General features: G+C 72.3%; 13 protein-coding genes, 3 tRNA genes and 1 pseudogene. 9 read left to right on the plus strand and 8 right to left on the minus strand.

Annotation, left to right across the window (positions count from 1 at the left end; genetic code table 11):
* Positions 1 to 27 precede the first annotated feature (27 nt).
* A complete protein-coding gene (locus K7B10_RS27000; RefSeq protein ID WP_229339896.1) occupies positions 28 to 765 on the minus strand; it encodes a sirohydrochlorin chelatase in 738 nt (245 codons plus the stop codon).
* Between the two features lie 330 nt (positions 766 to 1,095).
* Here K7B10_RS27000 and K7B10_RS27005 point away from each other — a divergent pair, with 330 nt between their 5' ends.
* The 4 genes from K7B10_RS27005 to K7B10_RS27020 all read left to right on the plus strand — a co-directional run bounded on the left by K7B10_RS27005 (position 1,096) and on the right by K7B10_RS27020 (position 6,133).
* Positions 1,096 to 1,779, plus strand: a complete 684-nt coding sequence (locus tag K7B10_RS27005; RefSeq protein WP_229339898.1) for a SanA/YdcF family protein — start codon at positions 1,096 to 1,098, stop codon at positions 1,777 to 1,779.
* 58 nt (positions 1,780 to 1,837) lie between these two features.
* A complete protein-coding gene (locus K7B10_RS27010) occupies positions 1,838 to 2,611 on the plus strand; it encodes a glucose 1-dehydrogenase (protein WP_229339900.1) in 774 nt (257 codons plus the stop codon).
* 109 nt (positions 2,612 to 2,720) lie between these two features.
* Positions 2,721 to 4,802, plus strand: coding sequence for a molybdopterin oxidoreductase family protein (locus K7B10_RS27015; RefSeq protein ID WP_229339902.1), 2,082 nt, complete (start codon positions 2,721 to 2,723; stop codon positions 4,800 to 4,802).
* 185 nt (positions 4,803 to 4,987) lie between these two features.
* On the plus strand, positions 4,988 to 6,133 hold the full coding sequence (locus tag K7B10_RS27020) for an RNA polymerase sigma factor (protein ID WP_372481470.1): 1,146 nt from the start codon (positions 4,988 to 4,990) through the stop codon (positions 6,131 to 6,133).
* An 84-nt stretch (positions 6,134 to 6,217) separates the two neighbouring features.
* On the opposite strand, the gene K7B10_RS27025 is transcribed toward K7B10_RS27020, so the two are convergent.
* From K7B10_RS27025 to K7B10_RS27040, 4 genes are all read right to left on the minus strand, one after another.
* Entirely contained in the window at positions 6,218 to 8,140 is a 1,923-nt protein-coding gene (locus tag K7B10_RS27025) for an ABC transporter ATP-binding protein (protein WP_229339906.1), read from the minus strand.
* Complete coding sequence (locus K7B10_RS27030) at positions 8,137 to 9,870, minus strand: ABC transporter ATP-binding protein (protein WP_229339908.1); 1,734 nt, start codon at positions 9,868 to 9,870, stop codon at positions 8,137 to 8,139. Before K7B10_RS27030 ends, K7B10_RS27025 begins: the two co-directional genes overlap by 4 nt.
* A 161-nt stretch (positions 9,871 to 10,031) precedes the next feature.
* Positions 10,032 to 11,486 carry an FGGY family carbohydrate kinase gene (locus K7B10_RS27035; protein WP_229339910.1) on the minus strand — a complete coding sequence of 485 codons (1,455 nt, stop codon included), beginning with the start codon at positions 11,484 to 11,486 and terminating at the stop codon, positions 10,032 to 10,034.
* 73 nt (positions 11,487 to 11,559) lie between these two features.
* A complete protein-coding gene (locus K7B10_RS27040; RefSeq protein WP_229339912.1) occupies positions 11,560 to 11,862 on the minus strand; it encodes a YtxH domain-containing protein in 303 nt (100 codons plus the stop codon).
* Between the two features lie 146 nt (positions 11,863 to 12,008).
* Here K7B10_RS27040 and K7B10_RS27045 point away from each other — a divergent pair.
* The 4 genes from K7B10_RS27045 (at position 12,009) to K7B10_RS27060 (ending at position 13,916) form a co-directional block, all read left to right on the plus strand.
* Positions 12,009 to 12,081, plus strand: a tRNA-Asn gene (locus tag K7B10_RS27045).
* Positions 12,082 to 12,086: 5 nt separating this feature from the next.
* Positions 12,087 to 12,159, plus strand: a tRNA-Asn gene (locus tag K7B10_RS27050).
* Between the two features lie 185 nt (positions 12,160 to 12,344).
* A tRNA-Ile gene (locus K7B10_RS27055) sits at positions 12,345 to 12,418 on the plus strand.
* 937 nt (positions 12,419 to 13,355) lie between these two features.
* The gene (locus K7B10_RS27060) at positions 13,356 to 13,916 is read left to right on the plus strand and encodes a potassium channel family protein (RefSeq protein WP_229339914.1); all 561 of its coding nucleotides are present in this window, start codon (positions 13,356 to 13,358) and stop codon (positions 13,914 to 13,916) included.
* A 68-nt stretch (positions 13,917 to 13,984) separates the two neighbouring features.
* On the opposite strand, the pseudogene K7B10_RS41665 reads toward K7B10_RS27060, so the two are convergent.
* Positions 13,985 to 14,206 (minus strand): annotated as a pseudogene (locus tag K7B10_RS41665) (FAD-dependent oxidoreductase); the annotation flags it as partial.
* 427 nt (positions 14,207 to 14,633) lie between these two features.
* Between K7B10_RS41665 and K7B10_RS27065 the strand changes: the two are divergent.
* Positions 14,634 to 15,464: a class II glutamine amidotransferase gene (locus K7B10_RS27065; RefSeq protein WP_229339916.1), complete on the plus strand. Its 831-nt coding sequence runs from the start codon at positions 14,634 to 14,636 to the stop codon at positions 15,462 to 15,464.
* A 55-nt stretch (positions 15,465 to 15,519) separates the two neighbouring features.
* On the opposite strand, the gene K7B10_RS27070 is transcribed toward K7B10_RS27065, so the two are convergent.
* Together K7B10_RS27070 and K7B10_RS27075 are read right to left on the minus strand one after the other, a co-directional pair.
* Positions 15,520 to 16,497, minus strand: coding sequence for a hypothetical protein (locus K7B10_RS27070; protein WP_229339918.1), 978 nt, complete (start codon positions 16,495 to 16,497; stop codon positions 15,520 to 15,522).
* 278 nt (positions 16,498 to 16,775) lie between these two features.
* Positions 16,776 to 17,942 (minus strand): carboxylate-amine ligase, encoded by a 1,167-nt coding sequence (locus tag K7B10_RS27075; RefSeq protein WP_229339920.1) that lies wholly within the window; start codon positions 17,940 to 17,942, stop codon positions 16,776 to 16,778.
* Between the last annotated feature and the right edge of the window lie 218 nt (positions 17,943 to 18,160).

The raw sequence follows: 18,160 nt of genomic DNA on the forward strand, positions 1-18,160 counted from the left end.
TCTGAGCAATCCGCGTCAACGGGGTCTTTATGCGGTGGCCAGTTCCAGCGGGGCCCCGGCGGGCGGGGGGAGGAGCTCCCGGGCCAGGGCTTCGTCGTAGCGCTGGAGTACGAGGCGGGCCAGGGCCGGGTGGTCGCCGAGGGGGGCGGCCGCCGGGCCGGGCGCGGCGGCGGCGCACTGCGTGGCGAAGCGGCCGGGGGCGGTGAAGTACGAGGCCACCGCGATCCGGTGGTGGCCGCGGGCGGCGAGGGCGCGGACGGCGTCGGGGACGGTGGGGGCGGCGGCGGAGGCGTAGGCGGGTACGACGGGCGCGCCGCCGAGGCGTTCGCGGAGCAGGGCGGCGGTGCGGCGGGTGTCTGCCGCCGCGTCGGGGTCGCGGGAGCCCGCGGCGGCGAGGACGACGGCCGTGCTCGCGCCGGCCGCCCAGCCGGCCTCCAGGAGCCGCTCGTACAGGGCCTCGACGAGCAGGGGGTGCGGGCCGAGCGGGGCGGCGACGCGGGTGCGCAGGTGGGCGGCGCGGGCGGCGGCCGCGGGGAGGTCCCGTTTGACGTGGTGGCCGCGGCCGAGGAGCAGCGGGACGAGCACGGCCGCTCCGGTGGTGGCGCGGAGGGTCTCGCCGAGCAGCGGCCGGTTCAGCTCGATGTGGCCGAGCCGGACGTCGAGGCGGGGGCGGAGCTCGCGGATCCGGTCGAGGAGGGCCGAGGCGGTGGGGAGGGCGCGGGGGTCGCGGCTGCCGTGGGCGACGGCGACGAGGGTGGGCTGCATGCGGGGGCTCCGTCGGACCGGCCCCCCGCCGGGCGCCAGGGGCGCAATCCGCTGAGCTGCGCCCCGAGTTGGGTGGTGATCCGGGTCAGCAGCTCCGTGGCGGTGGCGGGGGGAAAGGGGAGGGACAGGGACTCGGGAGGGTGCACCAGCTCCGTCATGAACCGATCCTGCGGGCCGCAGATGTCGGTGGCGTTGCGCAGGGGTGACGGGTGTTTACCGGGTGCTCACCCGCTCATTCGTACGAGTGAAAGGCGGGGGGAGGGGAACTGGGGCGCGGGCGTGGATCGTCAATGTGTGCGAACGAGGCGTGGTGCAACGGGGGGATCGACCATGAAGCGGAAGCTGATGCCGGGCTGGACGGGCACGGTGGCGGGGCGTCGGCGGGCCGTCCAGGCGGTGGTGGCCGGGTGCGTGCTGTTCCTGCTGCCCTCGGCGTGGACGCACGCGGCGGCAGCGGACCGGCTGCGGAGCACGGCCGACGCGCCGGCCGCCGAGGTGGCGGTGGTGTTCGGTGCGGGGCTGTGGGACGGGAAGCCGACCCCGTACCTGGCCAGACGGCTCGACGCCGCGGTGGAGCTGTACCGCACGGGCAAGGCCAAGGTCGTGCTCGTCACCGGGGACAACAGCCGCACCGAGTACGACGAGCCCGACGCGATGCGGACGTACCTGACGGCCCACGGTGTGCCGGGGGACCGCGTCGTCAGCGACTACGCCGGGTTCGACACGTGGGACTCGTGCGTCCGGGCCAAGGAGATCTTCGGGGTGAAGCGGGCGGTGCTGATCAGTCAGGGCTTCCACATACGCCGGGCCGTAGCGCTGTGCGGTGCGGCGGGTCTGGACGCGTACGGGGTCGGGGTGGACGACGAGCACGACGCGACCTGGTACTACGGCGGCACGCGCGAGGTCTTCGCGGCGGGCAAGGCGGCGCTGGACGCGGCCTTCAAGCCGGAGCCGCGGTTCCTGGGGCCGAAGGAGCAGGGGGTGTCGCGGGTCCTGGCCGCTCTGGCAGACTGACGCGCCGTCGGATGGTTATGCTGATTAGTCATATACGAGTCTGTCAGAGGTGGGGAACGTGGCCGTTGCGGATCTGACCGGCAAGACCGTCGTCATCACCGGGGGAGCGCGCGGGCTGGGCGCGGCGGCCGCGCAGGCCGTCGTGGACGGCGGCGGCCGCGTGCTGATCACCGACGTGTTGGAAGCGGAGGGCGCTTCGACCGCCGCGAAGCTCGGCGAGGCGGCGCGGTTCCTGCGGCACGACGTCACGAGCGAGGCAGACTGGCGGGACGCCCTCGACCACGCGGTGGCCCGGTTCGGACGGATCGACGGGCTCGTGAACAACGCCGGGATAGCCACCGGGCAGCTCCTGGAGCACGAGAGCGTCGAGCACTTCCGGCAGGTCGTCGAGATCAACCTGGTCGGCACCTTCATCGGCATCAAGACCGCGATACCGCTGCTGCGGGCGAACGGCGGCGGCTCCGTCGTCAACATCTCCTCGGCGGCCGGACTCATGGGCCTGGCGCTCACCGCCGGGTACGGGGCCTCCAAGTGGGGTGTGCGCGGCCTGTCGAAGATCGGCGCGGTCGAGCTCGCGGAGGCGGGGATCCGCGTCAACTCGGTGCACCCGGGCATGACGCTGACCCCGATGACCGCCCCCCTAGGAATCCGGCCCGGCGAGGGCCTCTTCCCCGGCGCCCCGATGGGCCGCGTCGGCGCCCCGGAGGAGACGGCCGCGGCGGTCGCCTTCCTCCTCTCCGACGCCGCCGCGTACATCACCGGCGCCGAGCTGGCCGTGGACGGCGGCTGGACGGCCGGCCCTCCGATACGGAACCTCACCGGGCAGGAGTAGCCGCCGTCCGCGTCCTCACCGGGCGTCGGCGGGCGTGCTGAGGTGGTCGTACGGGGCGCGTAACCGGGGGCGGCGGTCGGTGTAACACCGGCGGCGCAGGCTGGGCCGTATGCACACCCCGGATTCCGCCACCGCCACGCACTGCCCGTACTGCGCGCTGCAATGCGGGATGAACCTCCGTCCTGAGCCGGGCGGCGCGAGCGTGGTGGTGGAGGAGCGGGCCGATTTCCCCGTGAACCGGGGCGCGCTGTGCGGCAAGGGGCGGACCGCCCCCGCCGTGCTCTCCTCCCGGGTGCGCCTGACCGGGCCGCTCGTCCGCACCCACGCCACCGGACGGCTGGAGCCGGCCACCTGGGAGGAGGCCCTCGACGCCGTCGCCGAGGGCCTCGCCCGCACGGGCCGCGCGCACGGACCCGACGCGGTCGGGGTGTTCGGGGGCGGCGGGCTGACCAACGAGAAGGCCTACGCGCTCGGCAAGTTCGCCCGCGTCGCCCTGCGGACCTCGCAGATCGACTACAACGGCCGCTTCTGCATGTCTTCGGCGGCCGCCGCCCACCAGCGGGCCTTCGGGCTGGACCGAGGGCTCCCCTTCCCCCTGGAGGACATCCCCCGGACCGGCTGCGTCGTCCTGGTCGGCTCGAACCCGGCCGAGACCATGCCGCCCGCCCTGCGCTACCTCACCGAACTGAAGGCGAACGGCGGCACGCTGATCGTCGTCGACCCGCGCCGGACCCGCACCGCCGAACAGGCCGACCTGCACCTCGCCCCGCGCCCCGGGACGGACCTCGCCCTCGCCCTCGGCCTGCTGCACCTGGTCGTCGCCGAGGGCCGCACCGACGAGGAGTTCATCGCCGGGCGCACCACCGGCTGGGCGCAGGCCCGCGCCGCGGCCATGGCGCACTGGCCGGAGCTGGTGGAGCGGATCACCGGCGTGCCCGTACCCCGACTCCGCGAGGCCGTCGCCCTGTTCTGCGCGCCGTCCTCCGCGATGGTCCTGACCGCCCGCGGTCCCGAGCAGCAGTCCAAGGGCACCGACACGGTCGGCGCGTGGATCAACCTCTGCCTGGCCACCGGCCGCGCCGGCCGCCCGCTCTCCGGCTACGGCTGCCTCACCGGCCAGGGCAACGGCCAGGGCGGCCGCGAGCACGGCCAGAAGGCCGACCAGCTCCCCGGCTACCGCAAGCTCGCCGACCCGGCCGCGCGGGCGCACGTCGCCGGGGTCTGGGGCGTGGACCCGGCCAGCCTGCCCGCGCCCGGCCGCAGCGCGTACGAACTCCTCGACGCCCTCGGCACGGAGGTGAAGGCCCTCCTCCTCATGGGCTCGAACCCCGTGGTCTCGGCCCCCCGCGCCGCCCACGTCGAAGACCGCATCCGCTCCGTGGACTTCCTCGCGGTGGCGGACGTGGTCCTCTCCGAGACGGCCGCCCTCGCGGACGTGGTCCTCCCCGTCGCCCAGTGGGCGGAGGAGACCGGCACCACCACCAACCTGGAGGGCCGCGTCCTGCTGCGCCGCCGCGCCCTGACCCCGCCGCCGGGCGTGCGCACCGACCTGGAAGTCCTGCACGGCCTGGCCGGCCGCCTCGGCATCGAGAAGGGCTTCCCGACCGACCCCGAGGAGGTCTTCGAGGAGCTCCGCCGCGCCTCGGCCGGCGGGCCCGCTGACTACTCGGGCATCTCCTACGCCCGCATCGAAGCCGAACAGGGCGTCTTCTGGCCCTGCCCGGACGGCTCCCACGCCGGCACCCCGCGCCTCTTCCTCGACCGCTTCGCCACCGACGACGGCCGGGCCCGCTTCGCCCCCGTCTCCCACCGCGACGCGGCCGAAGTCCCGGACGCCGAGTACCCGGTCCTGCTCACCACCGGCCGCGTCGTCTCCCAGTACCAGTCGGGTGCCCAGACCCGCCGCGTGGACGAGCTCAACGCGGCCGCCCCCGGCCCCTTCGTGGAGATCCACCCGCGCCTCGCGGCCCGTATCGGCGCGGTCGAGGGCGCCCCGCTCGCGGTCGTCTCCCGCCGCGGCCGCGCCGTGGCCCCGGCCCGCATCACGGACTCCATCCGCGCGGACACGGTCTTCATGCCGTTCCACTGGCCGGGCGAAGGCCGCGCCAACACCCTGACCAACCCGGCCCTCGACCCCGTGTCCCGCATGCCGGAATTCAAGGTGTGCGCGGTCCGCGTCGAGCCGGCCTGACCGCCGGTCACTTCCGTCCGGCGGCCGGCTGCGCCGGCGCCCCGGGGCGCGACCCGGGGGGGCGTACGTACGGGCTCGAACTTCTCGGACATGCGTCCGGTCCGCATCGGGATTCCCGGCGGGGGGTAACCATCCGGTCACGCACCGGACTCAGAAAGTGCACGCACGCCCCTCGTGGCAGTGATGTGTCGTACCCCACACTGAGGTGCGGTGCCCCCGTCCTCGGAGCCCTGGAGGTCGCCCCCGTGCAGACCCGGATCCTGACCGTCAACGTGAGCCCGCCCGTCCAAGAAACCGAGGCCGCCGCGGGCGAAGAGCCCGAGGTCGAGGCCGTGGACGAGGAGCCCGAAGAGCCGGAGGTACTGGAGCTCATCGAGCAGGTGCCCGCGCCGCGCCGGCGCGCCGACACCGGCGGAGCGGGCCCTTCCGCCGACCTGTTCCGCCAGTACCTGCGGGAGATAGGCAGGATCCCGCTGCTCTCCGCCGCCGAGGAGGTCGAGCTCGCGCGCCGCGTCGAAGCCGGCCTGTTCGCCGAGGAGAAACTGGGCAACAGCCCCGACCTCGACCTGCGGCTCGCCCTCGATCTCGACAAGCTCGTCGTCATGGGCCGGATGGCCAAGCGGCGCCTCATCGAGTCGAACCTGCGGCTCGTCGTCTCCGTCGCGAAGCGCTACGTGGGCCGCGGGCTCACCATGCTCGACCTCGTGCAGGAGGGGAACCTCGGACTCATCCGGGCCGTCGAGAAGTTCGACTACGCCCGCGGCTACAAGTTCTCCACCTATGCCACCTGGTGGATCCGGCAGGCGATGTCGCGGGCCCTCGCAGACCAGGCCCGCACCATCCGCGTGCCCGTCCACGTCGTCGAGCTGATCAACCGGGTCGTCCGTGTCCAGCGCCGCATGCTCCAGGAGCGCGGCTACGAGCCCACCGCCGAAGAGGTCGCCGTCCACCTGGAGCTGACCCCCGAGCGGGTGCTGGAGGTGCTGCGCCTCGCCCAGGAGCCCGTCTCCCTCCACGCACCGGTCGGCGAGGAGGACGACGTCGCCCTCGGCGACCTGATCGAGGACGGGGACGCCGCCTCACCCATGGAGTCCGCCGCCTTCTTCCTGCTCCGCGAGCACCTGGAAGCGGTGCTGTCCACCCTCGGCGAGCGCGAGCGCAAGGTCGTGCAGCTGCGCTACGGCCTGGCCGACGGCAGGCCCCGCACCCTGGAGGAGATCGGGCGGATCTTCGGCGTGACCCGCGAACGGATCCGGCAGATCGAATCCAAGACGCTCAACAAGCTCCGCGACCACGCCTTCGCCGACCAGCTCCGCGGCTACCTGGACTGAGTGCGCAGACCGGAGCCGAGCCCGGTACGGAGAAGGGGTGCCCCCGTCCCGAGGGCACCCCCACGCCAAACCGAGACCCCGACGCTAGTCGACCTCGGCCACCGCCTGGGCGAACTGCGCCGCGTACAGGCGCGCGTACGCGCCCTCCGCCTCCAGCAGCTCCCCGTGCGTGCCCTGCTCCACGATCGAGCCGTTCTCCATCACCAGGATCACGTCGGCATCGCGGATCGTGGACAGCCGGTGCGCGATCACGAAGGACGTACGGCCGTGCGCGAGGCGCGCCATCGCCTTCTGGATCAGCACCTCGGTACGGGTGTCCACCGAGCTCGTCGCCTCGTCGAGCACCAGGATCACCGGGTCCGACAGGAACGCCCGGGCAATGGTGATCAACTGCTTCTCGCCCGCGCTGACGCCCGCGCCCTCGTCGTCCAGCACGGTGTCGTAGCCGTCCGGCAGGGTGCGGATGAACCGGTCCGCGTGGGCGGCCCGCGCCGCCTCCTCGATCTCGGCGCGCGTGACCTCGCGCGCGGCGCCGTACGCGATGTTCTCCGCGATGGTGCCGCCGAACAGCCAGGTGTCCTGGAGCACCATGCCGATGGCGCCGCGCAGTTCCTCGCGGGTCATCTTCGCGATGTCCACCCCGTCCAGGGCGATCTCGCCGCCCGTGACCTCGTAGAACCGCATCAGCAGGTTCACCAGCGTGGTCTTGCCGGCACCCGTCGGGCCGACGATCGCGACCGTGTGGCCGGGCTCGACCATCAGCGACAGGTTCTCGATCAGCGGCTTGTCCGGCTCGTAGCGGAAGGCCACCTTGTCGAGCGTGACCTGGCCGCGGATCCGCTCCGGGCGCTCCGGAACCTCGGCGTCGGGCTCCTGCTCCTCGGCGTCGAGCAGCTCGTACACCCGCTCCGCCGAGGCCACGCCGGACTGCACCAGGTTCGCCATCGACGCGACCTGCGTCAGCGGCATCGAGAACTGGCGCGAGTACTGGATGAAGGCCTGCACGTCACCGATCGACAGCGTGCCCGAGGCCACCCGCAGACCGCCGACGACCGCCACCAGCACGTAGTTGATGTTCGAGATGAAGAACATCACCGGCTGCATGATCCCGCTGACCAGCTGGGCCTTGAACGAGGCCCGGTACAGCGCCTCGTTCTGTTCGGCGAAGACCGCCGCGGACTCCTTCTGCCGGCCGAAGACCTTGACCAGGGTGTGGCCCGAGTACATCTCCTCGATGTGCGCGTTGAGCGCGCCCGTCGACTTCCACTGCGCCACGAACTGCGGCTGCGACTTCTTGCCGATCTTCGCCGCGACGAAGACCGACACCGGGATCGTCACCAGCGCGACCAGGGCCAGCAGCGGAGAGATCCAGAACATCATCGCCAGCACGCCGACGATCGTCAGCAGCGAGTTGAGCAGCTGGCCCATCGTCTGCTGGAGCGTCTGCCCGATGTTGTCGATGTCGTTGGTGGCGCGGCTGAGCACCTCGCCGCGCTTCTGCCGGTCGAAGTACGACAGCGGCAGCCGCGAGAGCTTCGCCTGCAGCTCCTCGCGCATCCGGTACACGGTGCCGTTCATGATGTGGTTCGACAGCCGCGTCGCGACCAGCATGAGCAGGCCTGCGAGGGTGAAGACCATCAGCGCCCAGATCGCCACGACCCCGACGGCACCGAAGTCGATGCCCTCGCCGGGGGTGAAGTCGGTGCCGGACAGCATGTCCGCCATCCCGCCCTCGCCCTTGGCGCGCAGCCCGTCCAGCGCCTGCTCCTTGGTGATCCCGGCCGGCATCTGCCGGCCGACGATCCCCGCGAACACCAGGTCGGTCGCCTCACCGAGGATCTTCGGACCGACGACCGAGCAGGCGACGCTGCCGAACACGGCGGCGACCATGCCCCACAGCCTGCCCCGGTCCTGCGCGATCTGGTTCAGCAGCCGCTTGCCCGAGCCCTTGAAATCCATGGACCGCTCGGCCGGCCCCATCATCATCCGTCCTCCGGGCCCGCTCATGCGGCCTCCGCCTCCGTCAGCTGGGAGAGCACGATCTCCCGGTAGGTCTCGTTGTCGGCCATCAGCTCGTGGTGGCGCCCCTCGCCCACGACCTGGCCCTCGTCCAGCACGATGATCCGGTCGGCGTCGCGGATCGTGGAGACCCGCTGGGCGACGATGACCACCGTCGCCTCCTCCGTCTCGCGGGAGAGCGCCGCGCGCAGCGCCGCGTCCGTCGCGTAGTCGAGCGCGGAGAAGGAGTCGTCGAAGAGGTAGATCTCCGGGCGCTGCACCAGCGTGCGGGCGATGGCCAGGCGCTGGCGCTGGCCGCCGGAGACGTTCGTTCCGCCCTGGGTGATGGGCGCGTCCAGGCCACCCTCCAGCTCGGACACGAAGCCCTTGGCCTGGGCCACGTCCAGCGCGTGCCACAGCTCCTCGTCGGTGGCCTCGGGACGCCCGTACCGCAGGTTGGAGGCGACGGTTCCGGAGAAGAGGTACGGCTTCTGCGGGACCATGCCGACCGTCTTGGCCAGCAGCTCCGGGTCGAGGCGGCGTACGTCCTCACCGTCGACCAGCACATCGCCGCCGGTCGCGTCGAACAGCCGCGGGACCAGGCCCAGCAGCGTGGACTTGCCGCTGCCGGTGGAGCCGATGACCGCGGTGGTCTCGCCGGGGCGGGCCACCAGGTCCACCCCGCGCAGCACCGGCGCCTCGGCGCCCGGGTAGCGGAAGTCGGCGCCGCGCAGCTCCAGCCGGCCGCGGACGAGCAGCTCGCGCACGGGGTCGGCGGGCGGGACCACGCTCGACTCGGTGTCCAGGACCTCCTGGACGCGCTCGGCGCAGACCTCGGCGCGCGGCACCATCATGAACATGAAGGTGGCCATCATCACGGACATGACGATCTGCATCAGGTAGGCGAGGAAGGCCGTCAGCTGGCCGATCTCCATGCCGCCGCTGTCGATGCGCATCGCGCCGAACCAGATGACCGCGACGCTGGAGATGTTCACGACCACGATCACGGTCGGGAACATCAGCGCGAGCAGCTTGCCGGCGGCCAGGGAGACCCCGGTCAGGTCGGCGTTGGCCTCCCGGAACCGGTCCTTCTCGTAGTCGTCGCGGATGAAGGCGCGGATCACGCGGTTGCCGGTGATCTGCTCGCGCAGCACCCGGTTCACGGTGTCCAGGCGGACCTGCATCTTCCGGAACAGCGGCCTCGTCCGCAGGACGATGGCGCCGACCGACAGACCGAGGACGGGGACCACGGCCAGCAGCACGCCCGACAGCTTCACGTCGAGCGAGAGCGCCATGGCGATGCCGCCGATGCACATGATCGGCGCCGAGACCATCAGCGTGAAGGTCATCAGGACCAGCATCTGGATCTGCTGCACGTCGTTCGTCGTACGCGTGATCAGCGAGGGCGCGCCGAACTGGCCGAGCTCGCGCGCGGAGAAGCTCTGCACCCGGTCGAAGACCGAGGCACGGATGTCGCGGCCGACGGCGGCCGCGGTACGGGCGCCGAAGTACACGGCGCCGCAGTTGCACACGAGCTGGACGAGGGAGACGCCGAGCATCAGCGCGCCGAAGCGAAGGATGTAGCCGGTGTCCCCGCTGACGACACCGTTGTCGATGATGTCGGCGTTCAGCGTGGGCAGGTAGAGGCTCGCACTGGTCTGCAGCAGTTGCAGCAGGACCAGCAGGGCGATCGGTTTCCGGTACGGACTCAGATGGGTCCGCAGAAGTCGTATGAGCACGCGCAGGCTCCGGTCGGCAAGATCGAGGGGGTTCACTCCATCTTCGGCCACCGCACGACCGATCCCCACCGGTTTTCGCAAAGGCCGGTCAAAAGGAGTAGACCGGCCACCGGACCTACTCCAACGGCAGTAGACCCCGCGTCCCGGACGTACGTCGCCGCTCAGCCCTGGAACGCCCCCGGGTGGATCTGCTCCCGCGTCGCGATGTACTGCTGGCGCACCGCCTGCCAGGCCGGGTACTCCTCGCCCGGCTCGAAGACCTGCGCCGCCGGACCAGGCCACACCGGCGGGGTGTGCGGGGCCAGCGTGCCCTGCTGCACCCCGAGCGCCCACGCGGCCTGCCGCGCCGCACCCAGCGCCGCGTAGTCGGCCGGAGCCGGTACGACGACCTGCGTCCCGAACAACCCCGGTGCCGCGGCCTGTACGGCGGGCAGCTCGGCCGCCGCGCCCAGCAGGAACACCCGGCGGATCTCCACCCCGCGCGAACGCAGCACGTCGAGCGCGTCGACCAGCCCGCACAGCATGCCCTCGAACGCGGCCCGCGCCAGGTGCTCCGGCTTCATCGAGTCCCGGCGCAGACCGGACAGGGTCCCGGCGGTGTGCGGCAGGTTCGGGGTCCGCTCACCCTCCAGGTACGGCAGGAGTACGAGGCCGTGCGCGCCCGGCGTCGACTTCAGCGCGAGCTCGGACAGCCCCTCCAGATCGGTGCCCAGCAGCTCGGCGGTGCCGCGCAGCGCCCGTACGGCGTTGGAGGTGTTCACCACCGGCAGGTGCATGCCGCTCGCGTCGGCCAGCGAGGTGATCAGCCCGCCCGGCTCCGAGAGGGCCTCGCGGTGCACGGCCATCACCGAACCGGAAGCGCCCAGCGAGACCACCGCGTCACCGGGGCCGAGGCCCAGTCCGAGCGCGGCGGCCATGGTCTCCCCGGTGCCGGCGGAGATCAGCAGCCCCTCCGGCGTCATCCCGGCGGCTTCGGCCGGCCCGAGCACCTCGGGCAGCAGCGCCATGTGCCCGAGCGCCAGCTCGACCAGGTCGGGGCGGTAGGAACCGGTGGCCGGCGACCAGTAGCCGGTGCCCGAGGCGCCGCCCCGGTCGGTGGTCCTCCGGGCCGGCCGGCCCAGCAGCTGCCAGACCAGCCAGTCGTGCGCGGACATCAGTACGGCCACCCGGCGGGCCGCCTCCGGCTCGGTGCGGGCCAGCCAGGCCAGCTTCGCCACCGGCTGGGCGGAGTGCGGGACGGACCCGACGGCCTCGGCCCAGGCCTGCCGGCCGCCGAACGCCTCGATCAGGTCCGCGGCGGCGACTTGGCCGCGCTTGTCGTTGCCGACCAGGGCCGGACGTACGAGGGCGCCCTGCTGGTCCAGCGGCAGCAGCCCGTGCTGCTGCGCGGAGACGCCGATGGCCTGCACGCCTTCGAGGAGCCCGCCGCCGGCGGCCTCGCCGAGGGAGAGCAGCCAGGCCTGCGGGTCGGTCTCGTGGGGGTGGACGCTCTCGGGATCGCCCGCGGGCTGCGGATGCGGGGCGTACCCCTGGCGCAGCACGGCACCCGTATCGGTGTCACAGACGATGATGCGAGTGAAGGCGGAAGAGCTGTCCAGCCCGGCGACTATCCCCATGCGGAGAATTCTGCCGCACGCACGGGCGGGATCCGCCGCCCGGAGGCGCCGGATCCCGCCCGCTTCCCGTGGTTCAGGTGTTGCTCGTGCCCCATTCATCCTCGGAGCCGGCGCCGGCCCGGTCGCGCAGTCCCCGCACCCGCCCGGACAGGGAGGCGGGCACCGCGTCGCCGACCTTGTCGCTCACGGCGGCGAAGGCCTTCCCGGCGAGCTCGCGCCCCGTCTGACCGGCGCTCTCGGCGGCATTGCGCACCGCGGGGTTCTGCGCGATTCCGCGCGCGGACTTCCTCAGCTGCTCGTAACGCTCGCGTCCCGCGCGGGTTCCGAGGACGTATCCGAGGGCCAGTCCGACCACGAACGTGACCTTGTACCGCATGCCTGCCACCCTTCGTCGTGTGGTGCCCGGCCCGCTGGCGATACCGATTGGCGGAGCACCCCCCTGCTTGCGCTAATCTATGACTCGCAACGGGCGCTCGCCCCTCCAGCAAGGCCGGAGGTGGGCTGTTCGGTGCACCGCAGCAATCCCCTGTAGCTCAATTGGCAGAGCAGCCGGCTGTTAACCGGCAGGTTACTGGTTCGAGTCCAGTCGGGGGAGCGCAGTCCCCTGTAGCTCAATTGGCAGAGCAGCCGGCTGTTAACCGGCAGGTTACTGGTTCGAGTCCAGTCGGGGGAGCGTGAAAGAAGAGGGCCTCACGCGAGGTCCTCTTTCTTTTTGCCCTGGTTCTGGAACCGGGCAGCCCTCAGAACGGTCTCCCTGAGCAGGCGAAGCCGATCATGCGAGGCATCCGAGGCAGGAGATCGTATGAGCGGCTATGCTGCGGCAGACGGCGCGCACACATGTACGCGCCACGCCGTGAAGGGGCGGTAGCTCAGCCGGTTAGAGCAGCGGACTCATAATCCGTCGGCCGTGGGTTCGAGTCCCACCCGCCCCACCGCACACCAGGTGTGCAGAAACGATCTGGTCAGCATCTTTGCTGGCGGCGTGAGTCACCTCGGTGATCTTGGCGGCCCTCCGGGGCCGCCTTTCGCGTTCCAGGGGACGCCCAGGCGGATCGGCACGTCGCCCTGCGGGTCGCGTCCTCGCCGCGATCACCCTCGTCGTGGTCCTGGGCACCAGCCTCACCCCCGGCACCGGAGCCGCGGCCGTCGTCAAGGACTGGTAGCCCCCTGGGGGGGCCAGTACCCACAGCAGGGCCCTGACGGTCAGCGGCGTGGTCGCGATCAGGCTGAGGTAGAGCTCCACCAGCGATCCGTCGCCCGTCAGGACATCGAGGTCGGCGGTCCCTCGCGAGAGCAGGTGGATGACGGCGTCGACGATGAGCCAGGAGGCGAGGCTGGCCCCGATCCACCACTTCCAGCGGGCGGTGACCTTGAGGAGGACCAGTGACTGCGACAGGCCGAGCAGGGGCCCGAGGACCAGACTCTGGCTGGCGGTCAGCAGGTAGGCCGTCGAGACGGGCTGGTGGGAGTCCTGTGCGCCGATCACGGCAGGCATGATCACCAGGAGCCATACGAGCAGTGCCGGACCGGTGTTGGCGGTGACCCAGGCCTTCCGGGTGAGGGGGACCCGCTCCCTGACGACCAGCGGTCACCACCCACTCCTCGGCGAGTATGCGGACGCGGACGCGCATGCCGTCCCGACGTCGAACGAGGACCGCCGCGGACCCGGCTCGCGCCACCGTCCGCCCTGCCGGTTCCGGCCCCGATCACTCGTGTGGCCCCACCTCCGACGCGGTCCTCGGTGCGGGCGCCCGCAGGCGGCGGACACGTGAGCGGCCATGTCGGTGACCTCATGGTGTGTCTGCCGCACATTGCCCGTCCCACCCGGGAGGTTGGGCCCAGGGCAGAGGCTGCGGTCGGGGTGGAGTCGTGATCGGGAACTCGGGTGGTCACCGTCGGCAGGCGCTGCTGGCCGCCGCGCGCTCGCTGGCGACGATGGTGCTCCTCGTGGTCGCCTACTACCTGCTGCCCATGGATTCGGCGTTCACGGCCACCACCGTCCTCGCGCTCGTCGGTGGCATCACGGCCGTCGTGGTGCTCCTGTCCTGGCAGATCTACCGGATCACGCTGTCTCCGCGGCCCGGGTTGAAGGCCATGGAGACCATGGCGATCACCGTGCCGCTGTTCGTCCTGCTGTTCGCCGCGGCCTGCTTCCTGATGGAACACAGCTCCTCCGGCAGCTTCAGCGAACCCCTGTCGCGCACCGACGCCCTGTACTTCTCGATGACGGTGTTCAGCACGGTCGGGTTCGGTGACGTCACCGCGCGCAGCGAGCCTGCCCGGGTGCTGACGACGGGGCAGATCACGCTGAACCTGCTGCTGCTCGGCGTGGCCGCCCGGCTCCTCGCCAACGCGGTCAAACGGGGCCGGCAACGCCTTGACCGGCCGGCCCGCCCCGACGGGAGTGACGGCCCGCCCCGTACCCCGTGACGGTCGGCGGCGCTTCCCGTCTGCCGGCTGCCCGTGGTGAGGTAGTCGTCGATGGGGCGGGCGGCGTGGTAGCCGCTCTGGATCGCGCCGTCGATGAAGGAGCGCCCTCCGATCGCGGAGTCGGCGCCGGCGAAGAACAGCCGTCCCGCGGTGGTGCGCAGGTCGGGGAAGCGGCTTGCGAGTTGTCCGGGCCGGTAGATGCACCAAGTGCCCAGGGAGAGGGGGGCGGTCTTCTGGCCGTCAGGTGTCCCACCGCAGCGGCGGCGGCCGGCCGGAGGGTGCGGTCGCAGGCGCCGGTTCCACCGCCGGCACGGACCGCGTCACCCGCACCCGCGGGGCGGTCCGCCATCCGCCGCACCCGTGGATCAACGGCCCGGACGGACACCCTCGGCGTACGCCGCACGGCCGTACCGGGCCCGCCCGGCGTGAGGCCGTCCCGCCCGCGTGGCGATCACCAGGTGAAGGGACGACCATGGGATGGCCGGAAGGACGCGTCGGCGTGATCCCCGGCTCTGGCCCGGAACGGCCGGAAGTGACACGAACCGGTCCTCCCTGAGGTTCCGGGAAAAGCGGGGCCGGCTCGGCGGTGGCGGTCACCGCCGTCCCGCGATCAGACTCCGAGATCCGAGATCCGAGATCCGTTTCCGAACGCCGCTGGAGTCTGCTCCTCGGACCACCGCCGGACCGCACTGGAGAACGAGGAACGGGTGATCATTCATGTGCCGATGGCTGGCCTACTCGGGGACGCCTCTCCTGCTCGACACCATCCTGTACAAGCCGGCGCACTCGCTCATCGATCAGAGCCTGCACTCCAAACTGGGCGTGGAGACGACGAACGGCGACGGGTTCGGCGTCGGATGGTACGCGGCGAACGGCACTCCGGCGGTCCTGCGGGACGTGGGACCCGCCTGGAACAACCGCAACCTGCGGGAGATCGCGGACCACGTCCAATCCCCGCTGTTCTTCGCCCACATCCGGGCGTCGACCGGAACGGCGGTGCAGCAGACGAACTGCCACCCCTTCCGGCACGGCCGCTGGCTGTGGATGCACAACGGGTCCATCGCGGATTTCCACCTCATGCGACGCGAGCTGTTCCTGCTCGTCGACCCCCAGCTGTTCAACGGCATCGAGGGAACGACGGACTCCGAGATGATGTTCTACCTCGCGCTCACCTTCGGCCTGGAACAGGACCCGCCCGGCGCCGTTGCGCGGATGGCGGGGACCGTGGAACGCATCGGCCACGAGAAGGGTGTGGAGTTCCCGCTCCAGATGACGGTCGCCGTGACCGACGGCGTGCGCGTGTGGGCCTTCCGCTACTCCAGCAAGGGCGAGTCCAGGTCGCTGTTCTACAGCAGCCGTGTGGACACCCTGCGCACCCTGCACCCCGATGTCGAGTTCCTGCAGGAGGTCTCCGACGAGACCCGCCTCATCGTGTCCGAGCCCCTCGGTGACCTGCCCGGCGCCTGGAACGAGGTGCCGGAGAGCAGCTACGGCGTCGTACAGCCGGGAGCGGACGAGATGTTCACCTTCAGCCCTCAGGCCGCCTGACGCCGCGATCGATGCCCGTGCTTCTCGCCGCCTGCCCCTGACCGGCTCAGGCCGGTCAGGGGCAGGCGGCCGCCGGGTCGTCGTGGACGATGGCGCAGACCATCCGGGCGCCGCGCCCGTGATCGGGGTAGGCCGCGAGCAGCTCGGCCTTGAAGTCGTTCCACTGGCGGGTGAGTTCGGCGGTCGCTCCGGCCGTCGCGCGGCGGAAGTCGTCGCCCGTCCCGGCGCGTGCGGATGCGGCGGTGTCCTTGTTCAGGGTCGGGGTGTGGGCGACGCGCCCGTCGCAGTCGGCCGGTTCGACGCCGGTGGAATCGATGTCGGGGTAGCAGCCGGTGGTGAGGTCCTCGGGGATGCGCCCGCGCGCGTCCCGGGTCCAGTCGGCGTCCTTCATGGCGCTGTAGCGGCGGATGTCGAGGAACGGCGGGTGGTCCGTACGGTCCAGGCCGGGCGGGTTGTCGAGGCCGACCGGACCCGCGGCGGGCCGGTCGCTCCAGTTGGAGTGCGCGTAGAAGTCCTCGATCTGGTGCCAGCCGCGGCCGAGCTGTTCGAGGACGGCGCATTTGGCCCGCCCGGGCTTCTCGTCCCACGTGCAGGGGGTGGACAGGTCGCTCTGGTCGGCGCGCACCGCGCCGTCGGTGCCCACGAGGCCGTCGGCGGCCCGGACCGCGTTGCGGAAGCGGGCGACGGACGTACGGATGCAGGCGAGGAGCTCCGTGCTCGCCTCGTCCCGGGTGCGGGGGTAGTCGGCGGAGTACCGGGGGGCGAGGTGGTCGGCGTTGTCGCAGTGCAGGGGGCCGACCTCGAAGTAGGGGCGGCGGTCGTTGGCGTTGATCGCCCCGTCGTGGGCGTCGGCCATCGCCGTCAGCGTGAGTGGCTCCCAGGGCAGCGCCGCCCGGGTGATGTCCTCGTGGTTGGCGCCGGTGAAGGCGTGGGCCGCGCCGCTCGGCAGCACGGCCAGGACGGCTGCCAGGGCCGCCGCGAAGGCCGCGGTGGAGGCGGCCCGGGGCCTGCCGGGGACCGCGAGGGGCGACATGGGGGCTCCAGGTGTGCGCGGGCGCGCCGGCCGCACCCGACCGGCGCCGGCCGCGGTGATCGCCTTGGTGCGGCGGCGGGCAGGACGGCCGTACTTCCATGCTGCGCGCCCGGCCGCGGTGCCGCACGCGCGCGGGGCCGCCTCCTGGGGCCCCGGCCGCGCCGGAGACCCGCGTCCCGCGACGGGCCTGCGGCCCGGGGAGGTCCTCCCCGGGCCGCAGGTGCGGAAACGATCGTGGGCCGCACCCGCGGCTTCGGTGGTTCGGGGCCGGACACCCCCTAGAAGTTCTCGGTTTCGTCCGCCAGGTGGCGCAGTACGTCGTTCAGGTCCTGGCGGCGGGCGAAAGCCGCGCGCTGGCGGTGGGCGCCGGAGCCGTCCCGCAAGAGGCCTCCCAGGGTTTTGGCCGCATGGTCGAGTTCACCCGACGCCGCGAGCTCCGGGGCGACGAGGTCCAACAGGCCCTCCGCCAGATCCGCCGCCGGGATCTCCGCCCCCGTGTACGGGTCGAGGCCGAAGCCCTCCAGCCCGTCGTGGGCCGCCCGCCAGCGCGCGAGGTGCAGTACGTCGTCCCGCAGCGCCGGCTCGGGACGCAGCTCCGCGATGTCCCGCAGGACCGTCGCCACCAGGGCGCGGACCAGCTCCGCCTGGAGGATCGCCGTGTCGATGTCCGGGGACATGTCGGGCGCCCGGATCTCGAGCGTCGGCCAGTGCCCGGACGGGCGCAGGTCCCAATAGACCATCTTCGTGTCCAGGGCCGCCCCGGAGCCGAGCAGGGTCTGCACGGAGCGCCGGAAGTGGGCCGTGGACGTGAAGTGCGGGGGCAGCCCGGCCGAGGGCCAGCCCGACCAGGCCATCGCCCGCCAGCTGGCGTGACCGGTGTCACGGCCGCCCCAGAACGGCGAGTTGGCGGCCATCGCGATCAGCGTGGGCAGCCATGGTCTGACCCGGTTCGACACCGCCACCGCCGTGTCCACGTCGAAGGTGCCGATGTGGATGTGGCGGCCGCAGCTGACCAGGGTGTCGGTCAGCGCGCCGAAGCGGCGGTGCTGCTCGCGCTGGCGCGGCTCGTCGTCGGTCAGGTGCAGCGGCCCCTCCACGGCCAGGACCGGCGAGGGCGCGGCCAGCAGCCGGCAGCCGTGGGCGCGGGCCGCCCGGGCGAGGGTGCGCCGCAGCGTGGCGAGCTCCGTGCGCAGCACGGGCGCCGAGTCGGCGACGGGGGTGGAGATCTCCACCTGGTAGCGGGTGCCCTCGGGGTGGACTTCGTGGGGCAGGCCCGCGGCGGTGGCCAGGACGAGGGGGGCGGCCGGGACCACCCGGAAGGTACGGGCGTCGACGAGGAGGAACTCCTCCTCGACACCCACGGTCAGCGGGGCTGTGAGGGGTGCCGCGTGGACTCCGTTGTCCGCGCTGCCGGTGCTCGTGGTGCTGTTGCCAGGTTCGATCACTACGCCTCCCTGGACATACGAGTCTTTTCATCATGAGCCGAACAGGAGGGGAGGAGCGCACGCCGATTCAGTCAAATGTCCTGTGACAGTGGCGAGTTACCGGCAAGGGCCGGCCCGGATTGAGGCCGCGGATCCGGGTGGGGCGGCTGGTGCGCGTGCGGGGACCGGCCGAGGTGCGCGGCGCCCGGGGGCGGGCTCCCGGCCCGTTAATGCCTGGG

The organism is Streptomyces flavotricini (assembly GCF_020639365.1).
Classification (GTDB): Bacteria; Actinomycetota; Actinomycetes; order Streptomycetales; family Streptomycetaceae; genus Streptomyces; species Streptomyces flavotricini.

Excerpts from the sequence above, each read along its gene's own strand:
- K7B10_RS27015 (WP_229339902.1), top strand. The coding sequence starts at position 2,721 with ATGCACACCCCGGATTCCGCCACCGCCACGCACTGCCCGTACTGCGCG.
- K7B10_RS27040 (WP_229339912.1), bottom strand. The coding sequence starts at position 11,862 with ATGCGGTACAAGGTCACGTTCGTGGTCGGACTGGCCCTCGGATACGTC.
- K7B10_RS27000 (WP_229339896.1), bottom strand. The coding sequence starts at position 765 with ATGCAGCCCACCCTCGTCGCCGTCGCCCACGGCAGCCGCGACCCCCGC.
- K7B10_RS27065 (WP_229339916.1), top strand. The coding sequence starts at position 14,634 with ATGTGCCGATGGCTGGCCTACTCGGGGACGCCTCTCCTGCTCGACACC.
- K7B10_RS27070 (WP_229339918.1), bottom strand. The coding sequence starts at position 16,497 with ATGTCGCCCCTCGCGGTCCCCGGCAGGCCCCGGGCCGCCTCCACCGCG.
- K7B10_RS27005 (WP_229339898.1), top strand. The coding sequence starts at position 1,096 with ATGAAGCGGAAGCTGATGCCGGGCTGGACGGGCACGGTGGCGGGGCGT.
- K7B10_RS27025 (WP_229339906.1), bottom strand. The coding sequence starts at position 8,140 with ATGAGCGGGCCCGGAGGACGGATGATGATGGGGCCGGCCGAGCGGTCC.
- K7B10_RS27035 (WP_229339910.1), bottom strand. The coding sequence starts at position 11,486 with ATGGGGATAGTCGCCGGGCTGGACAGCTCTTCCGCCTTCACTCGCATC.